At 42.7% G+C, this 16,228-nt stretch carries 10 protein-coding genes; all 10 read right to left on the bottom strand.

What is annotated here, in order from left to right:
* Positions 1-6 precede the first annotated feature (6 nt).
* The gene (locus BN8899_RS14040) at positions 7-3,366 is read right to left on the bottom strand and encodes a SusC/RagA family TonB-linked outer membrane protein (protein ID WP_082987066.1); all 3,360 of its coding nucleotides are present in this window, start codon (positions 3,364-3,366) and stop codon (positions 7-9) included.
* An 88-nt stretch (positions 3,367-3,454) separates the two neighbouring features.
* The gene (locus BN8899_RS14035; RefSeq protein WP_082987065.1) at positions 3,455-4,621 is read right to left on the bottom strand and encodes a FecR family protein; all 1,167 of its coding nucleotides are present in this window, start codon (positions 4,619-4,621) and stop codon (positions 3,455-3,457) included.
* A 40-nt stretch (positions 4,622-4,661) separates the two neighbouring features.
* On the bottom strand, positions 4,662-5,198 hold the full coding sequence (locus BN8899_RS14030) for a sigma-70 family RNA polymerase sigma factor (RefSeq protein WP_065219896.1): 537 nt from the start codon (positions 5,196-5,198) through the stop codon (positions 4,662-4,664).
* Between the two features lie 462 nt (positions 5,199-5,660).
* On the bottom strand, positions 5,661-7,019 hold the full coding sequence (locus BN8899_RS14025) for an ATP-binding protein (protein WP_065219895.1): 1,359 nt from the start codon (positions 7,017-7,019) through the stop codon (positions 5,661-5,663).
* Between the two features lie 202 nt (positions 7,020-7,221).
* The gene (locus BN8899_RS14020) at positions 7,222-8,487 is read right to left on the bottom strand and encodes a thioredoxin family protein (RefSeq protein ID WP_065219894.1); all 1,266 of its coding nucleotides are present in this window, start codon (positions 8,485-8,487) and stop codon (positions 7,222-7,224) included.
* Positions 8,488-8,595: 108 nt separating this feature from the next.
* The gene (locus tag BN8899_RS14015; protein WP_065219893.1) at positions 8,596-9,030 is read right to left on the bottom strand and encodes a hypothetical protein; all 435 of its coding nucleotides are present in this window, start codon (positions 9,028-9,030) and stop codon (positions 8,596-8,598) included.
* A gap of 21 nt (positions 9,031-9,051) precedes the next feature.
* Positions 9,052-9,720: a transcriptional regulator gene (locus tag BN8899_RS14010; protein WP_082987064.1), complete on the bottom strand. Its 669-nt coding sequence runs from the start codon at positions 9,718-9,720 to the stop codon at positions 9,052-9,054.
* 2 nt (positions 9,721-9,722) lie between these two features.
* Positions 9,723-11,432 carry a RagB/SusD family nutrient uptake outer membrane protein gene (locus tag BN8899_RS14005; protein ID WP_065219892.1) on the bottom strand — a complete coding sequence of 570 codons (1,710 nt, stop codon included), beginning with the start codon at positions 11,430-11,432 and terminating at the stop codon, positions 9,723-9,725.
* A gap of 6 nt (positions 11,433-11,438) precedes the next feature.
* Complete coding sequence (locus BN8899_RS14000) at positions 11,439-14,885, bottom strand: SusC/RagA family TonB-linked outer membrane protein (protein WP_231932356.1); 3,447 nt, start codon at positions 14,883-14,885, stop codon at positions 11,439-11,441.
* Positions 14,886-15,027: 142 nt separating this feature from the next.
* Positions 15,028-16,188 (bottom strand): FecR family protein, encoded by a 1,161-nt coding sequence (locus BN8899_RS13995; protein ID WP_065219890.1) that lies wholly within the window; start codon positions 16,186-16,188, stop codon positions 15,028-15,030.
* Between the last annotated feature and the right edge of the window lie 40 nt (positions 16,189-16,228).

Below are 16,228 nucleotides of genomic sequence, written 5' to 3'. Positions count from 1 at the left end.
TAACGGTTAAAATCTGACTGATAGAGAGAATGAAAATTTCCGTGCGAAAGGGTAACTGGTACCACGTTCCTGTTTGATACTCGATACTCGGAAAATATCTTCGCCATATCCGGTCAATGACAGGTAGGATATGGAAAGGTTTCTCTTCAGCCACTCGGAACTCCATTCGTATCCCAAAGAAATACTACCGCATTCCAGTGTATTCTCGTCTGCCACGAAACGGCTTGTTGCCTGCGTACTTGAAAGATCGGTCACACTTTTGAATTTAGCATGATCTCCTGGATTTTTCCATCGGCTATAAAGCACACGTTTGTCGGCATTGTTAATCGGGTGGATATTTTCCACCTTGTTTGCCAAAGTCGAGTTATACATCTGCCCTCCGCAACGATAACTGAAAACGGCATTCAGCGTCCATCCCCGGAACCGGAACATGGTGTTGAAATTACCCCATACTTTCGGGTCTGTCACACCGCAAGCTACTTTATCTTTCACATCCCATTCATAAGTCTGGGTATGTCCATCCGCTTTCAAGTAAATTTCCTTACCGTTCGCCGGGTCGATGCCTAAAGAACGTACGGCAAAAATTGTATTCATGGATTGCCCTTCCTTGAACAGGAAGCTGGGATTAGCACCGTCGCTTGCCAACAATTCTTCATTCAGGAACTCCAAGGAATTGGAAATCTTTTTGATTTTGTTCTTGTTGTAAAGAATCGTTCCCCCGACAGACCAGAAAAGGTTACTTTCGCTATCGCGAATCAGGTAAGCATTCAACGATACTTCCACACCCCGATTCTGCACTTTACCAATATTCGCCTTGTAGCTGCCGAAACCGCCCGCCAACGGCAACGTGATGTCTGCCAACATATCGTCCGTCAATTTATTATACCAGTCCACGTTCACTTTCAAACGATTGTCAAACACGCCCAATTCCATACCGATATTCAACTGTCCCGTCTTCTGCCATCCCAAATCCGGGTTACCGATACCTAACAGATATGCCCCCGCGTTACCGTTGTAGTTCTGCTCGCTAAAATATTTAAAAGTCCGCATCGCCTGATAGGGAGAGAAATTTTGCGCACCCGACGTACCGTAAGACACGCGCAGACGTGCCGTGTTCAACAGCATATTGTCTTTCAGAAAATGCTCCTGATGAATATTCCAACCAGCACCGACCGACCAGAAAGGAGCGTAACGATTGTCCGCACCGAATTTAGAAGACCCCTCTAGTTTGCCGGATATATCAATAAAATAACGACGATCATAAGTATAATTAACGTTCGCTATACCACCCGCTCGCCGGGAAATACCCTCGTCACCATAGGGTGAGCCGTCTTTTTTATAAGAAGCGGCAAGCCCGATAAAGTCTGAATAATCATCCGGAATCCCTTCGCCAAAAAATGAATAATTTTCTGACTTTTCCTCCGCAAAATTATAGCCTAAACCCACGTATACCTGGTGTACACCTTGAAAAGTCTTGTTGTAATTCAGCGTGAAATCCGCTTCATATTTAAAACTCTCGCCAAGACCCATTTCATAAGAACCGCGCCGCCCATAGTCGTCGCCTGTGTATTTCAAGAAATCCGTGTGGCTCGCCGGCTTGTATTTGTCCGAACGTGAATTTTTAGATGTCACGCTGAACTTACCCCGTAGCACCAGTTCCGGCAAAACACTCCATTCTACGGCAAAATTGTTGGTAATCTGCGTGTATTTACTCTCGTCAATACTTGGTAGATAAGCATTGTACAAGGGATTGTACACCGTATTGCTGTAAGAATCCCCGTACGCCTCGTTGGAATAAATTCGCTCATCCAAGATCATCAATAGATTACCCTCATCATCATAAGGCTTCCAGTAGGAATTGAGCTTAGCATACTGCGAAAACGTTCCGTAGGGAGAGTTTTGAGATTTATTCGACGCTACCTGCAAATCGTTCTGGAAGGTCAGATTTTTCAATTTATAGGAAAGAAAAACATTGCCGTTCAAAGTATTTCTCTCCGAACCCTTCATCGCCCCGGCAATATTCTTGTACGACAATCCCACGGCATAACGAATTTCCTCACGTCCCCCTTCCAGACGCAAACTGTGGTTATGTCCCACGCCCGTGCGTACTGGGTATTTCAACCAATAGGTGTTCACCCCCCGCTCGGCAGCAAGCATTCGGGAATTATAAAGTGCTTCCAAGTTATGCTGGTTAACCCCGGGACCCGAATTATACAGGTAAAGTCCCGCCGCTTTCTCGTATATCAACTTTTCTTTGGCACTCAACAAATTATACGAAGTCAAATCCGGTGCCTCTATTGCCAGACCGCCTTTATACGTCAACTGTAATCTACCGGCTTCCGGTTGCTTTGTCGTGATTACCACGACCCCGTTAGCCCCCCGGGTCCCGTACATGGCAGTCGCACTCGCATCCTTCAGCAACGTGATACTCTCCACTTGATTATCATCAAGATCCATCATCCGTTCCAGCGTGATCTCGAACCCGTCCATGATGAACAACGGCATATTCGCCGATTGTGTGTTTTGTGACTCCGACTGTAAATCTTTGACATTAGACGTCATACTCGAATTACCGCGGATCGTGATATCCGGCAGGCTATTCGGGTCGGAACCCATTGTCGGGTTATCCACGATATTGAAACTCGGGTCAAAATTCCGGATAGAACTCAATATATTCCGGTTTCCCACCCGTTTCAAGTCAGCTGCCGTGATCGTCGTAGCAGCCCCAGTGTAACTTTCTTTGGCTTTCGTGAATACTCCGGTCACCACGACCTCATCCAACGCCGAAACCTCTTCTTCCAGCACGACCAGCAAAGTATCTTTCGCAGTTTCTTCCGTGAAATCCAAAGTCCGTGTCTTATACCCCACGAAAGAAAATTCCAACTTTCCTTTCAAAACGGGTAATTTAATGAGAAACCAACCGTTGACATCCGAAGCCGTTCCCACGGAAGCTCCGACCAACTTAACCGTCACCCCCGGCATCGTTTCTTCCTTCTTATCCCGGATAAAACCTTTGATAACAATAGAACGTACTTCCGGAGAAGAGGAACGCTTGAAAATAATAATAGTTTGATCCACACGCTGCCAAGACAAATCCGTTTTCTTTAAACATTCGTCCAATATCTCCGGAACGGTTTTTTGCTTCAAGTCGAAACTAATTCCGGTATAAGGCTTTACATCATCGAGCTGATAAGCAAATGTCTGATTACTTATTTCCCTCAACTTTTCAATGACCTGACTCAATCCCGCGTTTTGCATTCTCAAGTCGAATCGTTGTTCTTGCATTTGTGCTATTGTCGTTATGCCGGGCAGAACGAGCAAGCAAAAAAGTAAATGCAAGAACTGAATAAATCGATTTTTTTTCATAATTTTGAATTGTAATAAATTTAAAAACAAATTTTTCTCGTACGGCGAGAAGGATTGCGAACGGAAAGTTTAACGGACTTTCCGTTTTTTATAAATTACTTTTTACCTGTATCATATTATCTTTCCTCGTGAATTTTACTTTTTTCGTACTCTCGAGAATCGTCAACACACTATCAATATCTTCATAACGTTTCGTTTCGATAGAAAAGAGCATATCCCCGGTACTCTTGTTATCAAACAACACACCGACATCATACCATTCCCCCAAAGCCTTCATGATCTCGGATAAAGGAAGTTCTTTAAAATAGAAACGATTGTTAAGCCATGCCGTCACGACATTTATATCCGCTTCCCGAACGGTAATATTTTCCCGGGAAGACGAAATAATCCCTTCCTGTCCGGGAAGAAGAACCACAGCATCAAGAGAATTACTCAAGCGCACGGAACCTTTTACCAACGTGGTATGGCTTGGTTGTTCCTTGTAACAAGAGATATTAAACTCCGTTCCCAAAACAGTAACACTATTATCCTCGAAATGAACGATAAAAGGTTTATCTTTATCCGGAGCAACTTCGAAAAAGGCTTCTCCCTCCACCCGAACTTCCCGGGTATCTCCCGTAAAGGGAACCGGGTAATGAAGAGTCGTCCCGGTATTCAAACGCACACGGCTGCCATCCATAAGCACGAGGGTAAATTCGGCTTGTCGGGGAACCCGTATCGTATGCCATTCCGAAACAACGGAAGAGCCACAATCTGTCAAATAAGCCAATTCTTTATCAGTTTGTTGCATAACAACGTGTTTTTGTTGCAAGAGTCGTTTGATTCCCCCCGAATCCAATGCAAAAACCTGATCGTTCACGGAAAGCGTCGGAAGATTACCCGCGGCAGACATTACCACGGCAGGCTCCTCCTGACGGGAGAAATACAAGGACCAGACGACCACTGCCGACACGAGGACACAGGCGACCGCAGCATATCGAAGAATCAAATTACGACGGCGTTGTCTTCGGAAAAGATACTTCTTTTGGAAATCCAACCATTCCTGCCTGCCTGTCGGCTTCCAATCTACAGTATGAAGATTTGCCGCAATATCATGGTAAAGCTCCTTCAAATCCGGATCTTCCTCCAATTGCTGATCAAGTCCATCGTGCACCGCATCCCGTTCTGTCAGACGCTTGGCAAATTGTTTGCCTAAATCCAATCGTTCGTAAATTTTTTGCTTCATCGTGATCTTTTCGTTTAAATCATCTATCATACGAAGAAGTCAAAAAAACGGGTGAACGGCACAACGGAAATCAAATGAAATATTTTAGCAAGATCAAAATTACATACTGATTATTAATAATTTCCCTTAACTTCGAGTACGCATTTTTTTTCAACGTTTTCACGGTATTGATCGAAACTTCCAGTTCATCGGCTATCTCCTGAGTCGAATATCCTTGAAGGGCAAGCAAGGCTATCTGGTGCGAACGTTCCGGCAATTTATTGATCGACTCCCGCACGATCCGATAAGTCTCTCTCCGGGTAACTTCATCTAAAAAGAAGGTGTCAGAATAGATCGTATCTTTCAAATCCTTGATTTTACTTTCCACCACCTTTTGAAGACGCAACTGGTCAAAGCATTTATTCCGCCCCGTCGTGTAAAGAAAAGACAAAATCTCCTTTTCCGAATAAGCAGGATCAAAATTATTCCAAAGAGCAAAGAACACATCCTGAGCAACATCCCGAGCCAACTCTCCATCCTTCAAAAAAGAGTTACAAAAATCATGTATAGCTTGAAAATAATCAAGATACACGGACTCAAATCGCTTTCTTTTCTCTGACTCTGTCATCCAATTTTCACCCTATTTACCGCTAGTAGAACAACACAAAGATAAAATTTTATTTATACAATAAAAATAATTTCCCCGGAAAAGGCCCGGGAAAGGAAAAGGACGAGCCACGCGAATCAAGCATCTTTGCACCGACATTTGAACAACAATCATTTCCTCAAGTGTCACTCTGTTATTGTATAAATGTTGTACTGGAGGTGTAGCCCGTCCTCAGCCTATTCTCATCTAAATCTCCCCGAAAAAAGCGTGAAAAAAACAACGAATAATCAACACCTCCTGGTCCATAATGTCCATAAAGTCGAACCTTCGGTTCTAAAAGTCCTTAAGGTCAATTATTACATAAATTACTAATTATCAATATAATAATCTGCAATATTTGTAATATTCCGACCTTACGACTTTATGGACCCGAGGGTGTGTTTTCAGTTACACAAAATTTTGGACGGTGTCGAATTTTTAAACTTAAAAGTACAGGTTTTCTTTTTCTGGCATCTTGTTCTCCAGGAACATAACATAGTAAATCGGGAGATAAAGGATATTTCCTTTTGTCTTTATTCCCCTTTCGTTTGAGAGAACAATAGATGAAACAATATGGTAGTCCTGAATTGCCATCAGGTTGTCCAATGCACTATGAACGGTATAATCCTTTCCGGATTTAACCTCAATAGGCAGGACGCTCATGATGCTGCTATCATCAACAAGAAAGTCTACCTTCCCTTTCTGCTTATTGTCGTAGTAGAACAATTTCTCGTAATGTGCTTTCAGTTCCTGGGCAACAGCGCTTTCATAGACAGAGCCAAGGTTAATGCTGGCAATGTCGTTAAGTATTGGCTGGATATTGTAATGATACAACTGGGAAGTAAGCATACCTACATCGTTCATGTACAGCTTCAACAAATTTTTCTGCTGGGATTCTGCCAAGGGATATTTCGGATTACTGATTGCATGAGATGGTATCGTAATACCTGAATTGATCAGGTACTCAAACTCCTCCACGTAATTGCTGAATCTATCGCCTTTCCTGTCCAATATATCTTTTGCCACAATCCGCTTCTTCTTGTTCTCCATCTGAGAAGGAATCATATCATAAATACGGCGGATATACAGTTTCTTGGCAGCGTCCTCTTCGTAACGGGAAGCATCGACACCATACAATTCTCTGATAGCCTCCTGAACTTCCCTCACTTTGACAATATTATGACTGTTTAAATATTCATTGACCGCATCCGGCATACCTCCCACGAGAAGGTATCTTTTGAAAAGACTTAGCACTTTATCGTGAACCTCCGGGGCCAAAGACAGTTTCTGCTCAAAGGATTTCCTTAGATGCTTAATCGCATCCTCGCCAAAATCATTTGCAATCAGGAATTCTTCAAAGTCAAGCTGGTACATTTTTCTGGGAATAATACTTCCGACAGGAACCGAAACAGTCTTTTTCAATGCAATTCCCAACAGGCTTCCGCTGCAGATAAACTGATACCGGTGTTCTTGCCTCAAGAACTTGAGCATCGTCAAAAATTGTGGATAATGCTGAATTTCATCAATAAAGACCAATGTGTTTTCATATCTGTCCAGCTTGGATCCCGCGACCATACTTAAGTTCAGGTAAAACTCTTCCGTTGTGCGAACATTCTTGAATATCTTGTCGCCCGCATCGTCTTCCACGAAGTTAATCTCCACATAGTTGCCATAGAGTTCTGTCCCTACATCTCTTATAATGTAAGACTTGCCTATCTGCCGCGCTCCTTCAATAAGGAGAATCTTGTCCTCATTAGACCTGAGGTGGTCATATATATATGATCGGATCTTTCTGTACAGCATTGTTTCTACACTTTTCTAAAATATTTAGCACTACAAATATACACTTTTCCATAGAAACAACCCTTTCAATTCTACACTTTTTCCACCTTCCCGTGTCTACTTTTTCAATAGCAACACTTTTTCAATAGCAACAAAAATAAAAACTAAAAGACTGGAACTAATTTCTCCACGCACAAGAAATTCATTCCAGCCTTTTAGAAAATCACCTCTCCAATCCCTCAATCTTTTTCTGCACGTACTGTTGCATTTGTTGGTCCCCAACTTGCATAGCTTGCAAATACGCTTCATTCAAAAAAAACTTAGCTTTCACCTTATCCCCGTTACTCTCGCAACAATCCGCCCGCACCAATGTCAATTGTAAACGGGTATTAGCAGGCACACCAGCCTGTTCTGCCACGTCCACCCAAGCATAACAGATTGCAGCCGCTTCAGGTGTCATCTTACCCTTACTTGCAACATACAATTCTTGAATACCACGTAACAAAGTATTCGCATCCAAAGTCTCGCCAAGAGCCGTAAAATACTCGTTTTCCAAAGAAACATAAGCATTCTGGTCCTTTTTCCCATACAAAGCGTACAAGGCACTCGCCTCTAATCTCATCAAACGGTAAGGATCTCCCGGTCCCTTCAAAAATTTGTACACCCCAGCCATATCCCCATTGATCCGTTCCAAACATTTCGTGTAACCGCCATCGCCAGCCCGGGCAAGATTCATGATTAACCCATTGTTCGTGTTAACAAGATAAGATATCAAACCGTTCTCATCCACCACAGCCTTGAATCTATCGTAATGTTTCACGATAAAGTCAAATGCTTCGCTATCTTTTTGCGGACGTTCGTAAGCAGTCAACAACGTGTAATCTTCTTTATTTACCATCTCATCCAAAGATTTTACCTTCCGGTAATTGTCATACACTTTCATCAATCGTTTCTCCCAAACGGTACGGGAATCAACCGGTAAATAACCTAAAAAGTTCAATGCGTTAAGCAATAATCTTCGAATAGTTTCCAAATTTGATTTATCTCGCTGGAGATCCTCATACAACATCTTTAGCGAAGGTACACGCCCCGTCAAGGCATTTCCCAAATGTACAAGGTAAGCCGGACTCACCTGCCCGTCCATACGGTAAACCATTTTCCCTTTATCGTCCAACATTACCACTGTCGGGACTACCCGTACCTCGTAAAGCGGAGTCAATGAAGGATCCGCCTTCACGTCTACCGTACAACAAACTACCTTATCATTAAAACAATCTCCCGCCCGCTTATCAGCAAACACCTCTCGATCAATTTTCTCACACGTGTCGTAACCTGCCGCTTTGAAATAAATCAACACGGGTTTTCCCTCTTTGGGGGCATTTGCTATCACTTCTTTCACGTTCTCGGTGTGAAACTCTACACCCTGAGCCTGCACGACAAGAGCCGCCAAAACAAATAATCCCGATAATGATAAGCACACTACGTTCATTTTTTCATCCTTTATTACATTTCCAATCAAAAAGACCGGGGATAAAACTTTTCGTGTCGCAGGGAGTTTTATCCCCGGTCTTATTTGCCGCTATCTCAAGTTCGTTACTTAATCTTTGACAATAAAAGTGTATGCATTTTCAACAACCCGACTATACCCGGAATTCGTCAACCGCACCGACACCACGTAACGCCCCGCAGGCACATCCGTTCCCTGCGGGTAAACTAAAGCTCCAGCACCCCGAATCGTCAACTTTTTCATAAATTCGGCGGCTCCCGCTTCGTTTCCGACAGACGTCACAGACTCAATAGAAAAGTCTATCGGTTCCGTTCCCAAATAGCCTTCCATTTTAATTGACACCCATGGTGCACCATTTTGAATACGGACAGCATCCAAAACCGGATCCAACGTTTTACGGACAACTAACGTGTCCGGAGTATAACTAGCTTTGTCAACTTGCAGAAAGCCTTCTTTAATATCTCGACACCCGCAGAAAGAACATCCCAATAAAGTCACCAATAAAATAATATATTTCAATCGCATAACGTAAACATTTTAGTGTTATCATCTTAAACTTTCTCCCGACTTCAACAGATCGTCAATCGTTATCCCATACTCTAAAGCATGAACCACACAATTGTTCGGTTCTATATCAGCCGAAGCTACCGTAAAAGTTTTCCCGGAATCAAGTATTGTTCCCCCAATTTTCACAGCTCCCATCTCGGGAATACCCATATAATGATCGGCGTACTTGTATATCCAAATTTTACTTTCACCAAGAGTAACATACGTGGCACCGCCTTCACCGACAAGAGCCATATCGGAAGACTCTTTTCCGGCAACAAAATCCTCCCGGTAATATTTCCCCTCTATCATGCATCGCAAAAGAATTTCCCGACACATTGCGGCTTTGAGATCCGCAACCCGCTCCAAGCCTTGCTCGTACAGGTAACGGCGGATGGAGTGATTGGTAATTCCGAAGAATGTAATATTCTCATAGTGTTTCCCATCCAGATTGTTATCTTGAAACAAGGATTCCAACCCGGCGTAACGCACCATCAAAACCGTTGAGTCCCAATCGTAGGAATGTTTTTCCATATACTCCAGCAAGCTGCAATCATGACGTCCATTGCTTACGCCCGTATCGATATAATTGTTTTTCGTACAACCGACGCTCAATAATAAAAGAACGAAGCTGATCGGTAAAACAGGTTTCAATATTCTTAATTTCATAATTATTGGTTTTGTCTGTTCCAGTAAACGTTTTGTCTCATTAAATCATTGTTTTCAAATGCACGCGTTCCGACCTTCAAGTAAAGAGCGCCGTCAAGAATATCTTGGTCGGTCAAGCGACTCACAGCCTCGGATAATTCCATACGCACGTAATCCCGCTCTCCATTACGCCCCCATCCGTTACGTACCACATCGTAATAACGATGATCCTCAAACATCAATTCTTTTTCCCGTTCTCGGAAAATGGCTAATCGCAAATCGACATCCAACCCTTTCGCCACGTCGTCCGCACAAGGATAATTGAAATCTTTACACCCGTAAGCACGTTCTCGAATCTCATTCAAATCAGCAATTGCCCCAGATGAATGTGCATCTTGACGGACACGACATTCGGCACGTAACAAGTATATATCCGCCAAGCGCCAGATAACCTTATTATTATCAAAACACCTCAAATAAGCCGTTGAGCTATACTCGGATTTTACATAGAACGGATAACGATGCTTTATCACATAAGCCGACTGTTGCGTATTATTACCAAAACGTCCCTCGATAGTATCGCCTAACGCCAACAATTGTTCTAACGTCTCCGGACGTTGAGTCAAATTGTTATATTTCGTGTACTCGTTCCCATTCTCACTATACTTGGCTGCAACGGCAAAAGACTCTTGTGTTCCTCGATTACGGACAATAAACAACGAATCGGCATCCACCCCCCAGAAATAAGCATCCCGACGACGATCTTCCGGACGAAACATCTCTTTCACGGTTTCTTTATAAATCTCCACGTTATAGTAAGAATATGAATTACCAGGCTTGTAATACGCATCTGTCAACACGGGAAATCCCACGTATAACTGATCACAATAAGCATACGTTACGCTATAATATTCCGTAGTATTTCGATAAAGTTCCCAAATGGTCTCTGCCCCATCTCGATACATTTCATTCTGGCAAAGCGTTTCCGGATCTTTCGCCATAGTATACATTCCCGCCTTACCGTCGATGATCATCGTACAATACTTCTCGGCTTCAGCCCAGTATTCCGGTTTCTGCTCGATTTCTGCCCGCCAAGCGTAGATATGTGCCAATAAAGCAGCTGCAGCTCCCTTTCCGGCATATTGCTTAGAAGTACGAGCATTACCGTTACCGTCCTTTAAATCCTCATAATTCGGCAAATCAAGTGCTTTTAAAGCATATTTCGTTGCCTCTTCTAACACATCCGGCACGGAATTTTTACCCAATGCGCTGTAATCATTGTTATCCCTCCGAATAGGCACCTCTCCCCACATCCTCGCTAAATTAAAATAAGTATACCCTTTTGCAAAATAAGCTTGCAATAAAAAAGGCTTCATGTCCACAGTTGCCGGAAAACGATGGGCATTATCAATAATATCATCAGCCGAGCTAAGCGTCTCGTAAGAAAGCGACCAATTAAGTCCCCCTAACAACGGGGAAAGATTCACGTAAGGGGAATACGTGCTCGACACATTATCGGCAATCCACCCTATATATTTTTGGTACGTACTGGAGCCCGTTGAACTTGACCGGAGCCGATCTTCCAGCGTGTTCAATAGCGATTCAGCATCTTTTACCGAATTAAAATAACTTTGAAACGTCACGTCGCTCTCCGGAGTCAAATCGATCATGTCCGAGCATCCGCTTATCGAAAGTACTAAAAAAACGATAATTCCATGTATGATTTTTCTCATATTGCATTAAAATTTAAGCGTTAAACCTAAGGTCCATTTACGAGGCAGCGGATAGGATTTTCCTTCGTCTAATCCGGTGTAAACGTTTACCGTTTCGGGATTCTCACCGGAGTAATTACTCAGGTAAAACAAATTCTCGCCCGTGGCAAAGAAACGTATCTCTTTGAAGAAAGTTTTTTTCAAGATATTTTGCGGCAAATCATACCCTAACGTCAATTGTTTCAAACTCACAGAATGAACTTTTTCCAAGTTAGAACGTACTTGCGCACGGTATTCAGTACCTACACGCACGTAATTGGCATTCTCCGTGGAACCGTTCCAAAATTTGTAATCCTTCAAGTCTGCAAAAATGGGACCGGATGCCTTCACTGATCCTTTTTTCATGTTAATCATGTGACGACCTATAGAATAGTTGAACAAAACATTCAAACTAAAATTCTTCCAAGTCACCTCATTTACCCACCCCCCGTATGCTTGCGGAAGCGGGGAAGCCGCGGGATACATATCTTTATCAGAAGAAATATAGCCGTCATTGTTTAAATCCCGAATCTTTTGCATTCCAATAAGTCCACTATAATTTTGGGCTGTAGAAGTACCTTCAAGATAGCATTCACTTCCATCGGTTTTGTAATAAGTAGGCACCTCGTCTTCCGAATTATAAAATCCACTATCATCATACACGTAAATCTGATACAATGGACGACCGATCACCAATCCAGCTTTATCTTGTCCGTCATATGACTTTTCGAAACGGTTCCAATTCTTGGAAACATTGAATTTTGTCCGCCATTTCACGGCACTCTCCCGCAACACGTCATAACTCAATTCCAACTCCAATCCCTCATTAGAAATTTCCATGGCATTTTCGATATGATATTGATACACGTACATATCACCCGGCATGGGGACATTATAGATCAATGATTTCGATAACTTATAATAATAATCCAGTTTTAAGTTCAAACGATAATCAAACATATCCAAATCCAACCCGAGATCATATTGTTCGGATTTTTCCCACGTCAAATTAGGACTAACCGGAGTAGAAACCGTCATACCGGAATTTCCGAGGAATGTATGATTATAACCGCTTAACAAACCATAAGCGAGGTATTCGTAACCGAATATCTGACCGGAAGTTCCATAACTCCCCCGGATTTTTCCCCAATTTAACCAATGTCCCAAATAATCCTTAATTAATTTTTCCTCCGAGAAGGCCCATCCCAACGCGATGGAGGGAAAGTTTGCCCAACGGTTATTCTCCCCAAACGTAGAAGAACCATCCCGACGGAATGCAAACTCCATCAAGTAGCGTTGCTTGTAATTATACCCGAATCGAGTAAATAAACTGATTAACGTTTTCTCTGTAAACGAAGAAGCATAAGAAGTAGTGGATTGAATGTTCGGATAAGACGCAGTGCCATAATCATAAATCGAGGGATTTCTCGAGGGATCATAATAGTAAATATCGTCACTAGCCCCCCGTTTACCAAATCCTCCGATTCCAAACACCTGCGTCTTATTTGCTGAAAATCCCAAAAGAATATCCACATTATGAACATCCTTAAACGACCTTTTATAAGTCAACAACTCTTCCGTATTCAAGGAAACATTCCGACTAATTTCTCCGGAAGACTTATTCTCGTTCACGTTAGGATTCAAATAACTCGGTTCAAATTTATTTAAATTTGCCTGCGAGTAATCCACATTCCCGGAAGCGGAAAGTTGTAATCCGTTAAGAATATAGTACGTCAAGACCACGTTTGCCATGGCTCGGTAATCATCACTCCGTACTACAGTCCCATTTATCAATTTCAACCACTCGTCACCAACAATCCCCGTGGCGGCATCCAAGGTACTCTGACCGGTAGGATCAACCGTTGCGCCCTCGTAACGGCCGTTGCTCATTCCACCCGTGTTCACACTCCTGTCCATGTAAGCCAAGTAAACCCGAGTATCTATCTGGAATTGTTTGGTAGGACGCGAAGTCATGTTGGATATCAGGTTCACGCGTGAATATTTACTGTTAATCATGATACCTGTTTCATCATAATAACCGGCACCCACCATGTATTGAAATTTTTCTGTTCCTCCCGTGGATTGAATGTTTACGTTAGTCACTTTCGCTGTACGAAACGTATATTTCCACCAATTCGTGGAATTGTTATAAAACGGATTCAAACTATCCTGTAAAGAAACAATCATATATGCCTGATAGCGGCTTCCATTTTGCCAAAAATAATCGTAAACTCCTCCTGTTCCAAATGCCTCCTTGTAAGAATTAGGATAAAATTGTTCGGATGTATAATAATTCGGTTGTTGAAAATTTCTTCTCCACATCAACTGATTCCAACGTTCCATACGTCCACCCGTTTGCAACGGGTACTCCATTAACTGCGAGAGCGTATAAGAAGCATTGGCTGAAAATGACGAGGTCCCGGAGCGTCCTTTCTTCGTGGTAATCAAAATCACCCCATTACTCGCCCTCGAACCATAAATTGATGCCGCTGCAGCATCTTTCAATACCTCCACCGATTCGATGGTCGAAGGATCCAAATCAGCCAATGTATTGGTTCCTGTCACCGGTGAAATAAACGAGTGCATAGGGATTCCGTCCACCACGTAAAGTGGTTGGCCACTATTCCCTGCCGCATCATATCCTTTCGAATCCACAAATAGTGAGTTATATCCCCGAATAGCCACCACTGCCGCACTGCCCGGAGCCCCGGATTGATTAACAATATTCACTCCGGCCAACCGTCCTTGCAACATACTTATAACACTAGCCGAAGGCAACTCTTTCATCTCTTCGGCAGTCACTCGAGAAATAGCACTCACCATCTCTCGTTTATTTTGTGTTCCATAAGCACGCACGACCACCTCATCCAAGTCTGTCACATCTTCCTCCAATATCACCGTTAACGGTTCACCCACTTTAAAAGCCACCTTCTTTTGTTTAAATCCCACGAAAGTAAATATTAAATGTCCGGATGTTTGGGGAATCCGTAACACAAATTTACCCTCGTTATCAGCCGCCGTCCCCACTGTCGTTCCATCCAAGCGAATTGTGACACCGGGCAAAGGCTGCTTTTTATTATCCAAAACCTTCCCCTTCACGTCGTACATTTTTTTCACGGAATCTTGAGCGATAACTTGTAACGGGCGAATGACAAACACCCCGTTAACCAAATCATACGCCAGAGATTTTCCCTTGAAAGCCATTTGTAAAACTTCCTCTACCGTAGCATTTTTCATTTCGACACTCACCGTTCCATTACGTTCGATTTCCTTTATATTATACAGGAAATCCACATTCACCTTCGCTTTAATAGTTTTGATCAACTGTTCCACGGATATGTCTTTCACGGATATATCCATTCTCTCCTGTTGAGCATAAACCGCGGCAGAAAGGTGCATACAACTCATTAATAACAGTACAAAACTCCATTTCATAATCTGTACAATTTTTTTAAACTGAATTCCTCGCCAGGGAATTCGTTCATTCCATTTTTTTTTCATACATTTGTTTTGCTTAAATGTTAATATTACATTTTCGAATGATTAAGAGGATTGGTGCGGGAACGCCAATCTTCTTTTATTTTACTATAATTGTATTTTCATGAATTTCAAATTTTACATTCGTGGTCATCTCCAACATCTTCAAATGCTCTTCAATACCACCATATTTCTTTAAATCCCCTGTAAACAACTCATCTTTCACGTCCGTACGTTGATAAAATACAGCCACATCATACCATCGGGACAAAACGGTCAAAATATCTTCCAGTCGTTCCCGTTCAAAAATAAATAAACCATCTTTCCACGAAGTATATAATGCCGTATTCACTTGCAACTTATCCATTTCCCCGGATTCTCGGTCAAAACGGGCTTGCTCTCCCGGGCTTAACAACATTTCGATATTTCCTTCAAGCACTTTTACACTTCCCCGCACCAAAGTCGCCTCGACCCGGGAATCTCCCGGGTAACATTTCAAGTTAAAAGCCGTACCCAGTACCCGCACGGACAAATCATCTGTCTTCACGAGAAAAGGACGAGAAGAATCCTTCGCCACATCAAAATATCCTTCCCCTTGCAAAATCACTTCCCGCTTATCTTTTCCGAAAGCAACAGGATAAATCAGCCGTGAATCCGAATTTAAGAATACCCGGGTTCCGTCGGACAATGTCAGGTTATATTCTCCCCTGCGGGGAACAAACAGCTTATTTATCTTCGAAGTATCTTTGCCGGCACCCATCTTATAAACCAATCCAGTGGAATCGATCTTCAAACGAGCCCCCTCTTCCGACACGATCTCTTCTTCCATACCATTTCCCAACGCCATTTTCATCCCGTTCTCCAAAGTCAACACAGCTTTCTTTACCCCCGGAGCAGGTATCGTCGGCATGGACTGTGTCAAAGGAAGTACTTCTTCTCTCACGTTCCTATTCGCCCACCACAAAATCAACACACCCGCGATCAGAGGCAAGACAATTGCTGCCGCAATTTGCCCGTAATACCCGATATTTCGTTTTTTCGGGTGTACTTGTCCTACAAACCGACAGAAAGCCTTACTTGTATTATATTTTCTTAATTCACGCATCACCTGCACCTCCCGGTCACCTTTCATCAACCGGTTGAATAACTTCCGATTCTTCCTGTCTTGTAACCAGACACGCAATTCCTCCACCTCTTCCTCTGAAATCGAATGGGTTCTAAACTTACGAAACAAGACCGCTATTTTGTAAAAATCTTTCATATTAAATAATGGTTTCTACTATTGAAACACGATTTTACAA

It is taken from the genome of Butyricimonas sp. Marseille-P2440 (assembly GCF_900091675.1).
Taxonomy (GTDB): Bacteria; Bacteroidota; Bacteroidia; order Bacteroidales; family Marinifilaceae; genus Butyricimonas; species Butyricimonas synergistica.
This window is presented reverse-complemented; position numbering and strand designations above follow the sequence as displayed.

What these genes read in the sequence shown, in the direction of transcription:
- BN8899_RS14040 (WP_082987066.1), bottom strand. Translation starts at nt 3,366, where the DNA reads ATGAAAAAAAATCGATTTATTCAGTTCTTGCATTTACTTTTTTGCTTG.
- BN8899_RS14035 (WP_082987065.1), bottom strand. Translation starts at nt 4,621, where the DNA reads ATGATAGATGATTTAAACGAAAAGATCACGATGAAGCAAAAAATTTAC.
- BN8899_RS14030 (WP_065219896.1), bottom strand. Translation starts at nt 5,198, where the DNA reads ATGACAGAGTCAGAGAAAAGAAAGCGATTTGAGTCCGTGTATCTTGAT.
- BN8899_RS14025 (WP_065219895.1), bottom strand. Translation starts at nt 7,019, where the DNA reads ATGCTGTACAGAAAGATCCGATCATATATATATGACCACCTCAGGTCT.
- BN8899_RS14020 (WP_065219894.1), bottom strand. Translation starts at nt 8,487, where the DNA reads ATGAACGTAGTGTGCTTATCATTATCGGGATTATTTGTTTTGGCGGCT.
- BN8899_RS14015 (WP_065219893.1), bottom strand. Translation starts at nt 9,030, where the DNA reads ATGCGATTGAAATATATTATTTTATTGGTGACTTTATTGGGATGTTCT.
- BN8899_RS14010 (WP_082987064.1), bottom strand. Translation starts at nt 9,720, where the DNA reads ATGAAATTAAGAATATTGAAACCTGTTTTACCGATCAGCTTCGTTCTT.
- BN8899_RS14005 (WP_065219892.1), bottom strand. Translation starts at nt 11,432, where the DNA reads ATGAGAAAAATCATACATGGAATTATCGTTTTTTTAGTACTTTCGATA.
- BN8899_RS14000 (WP_231932356.1), bottom strand. Translation starts at nt 14,885, where the DNA reads ATGAAATGGAGTTTTGTACTGTTATTAATGAGTTGTATGCACCTTTCT.
- BN8899_RS13995 (WP_065219890.1), bottom strand. Translation starts at nt 16,188, where the DNA reads ATGAAAGATTTTTACAAAATAGCGGTCTTGTTTCGTAAGTTTAGAACC.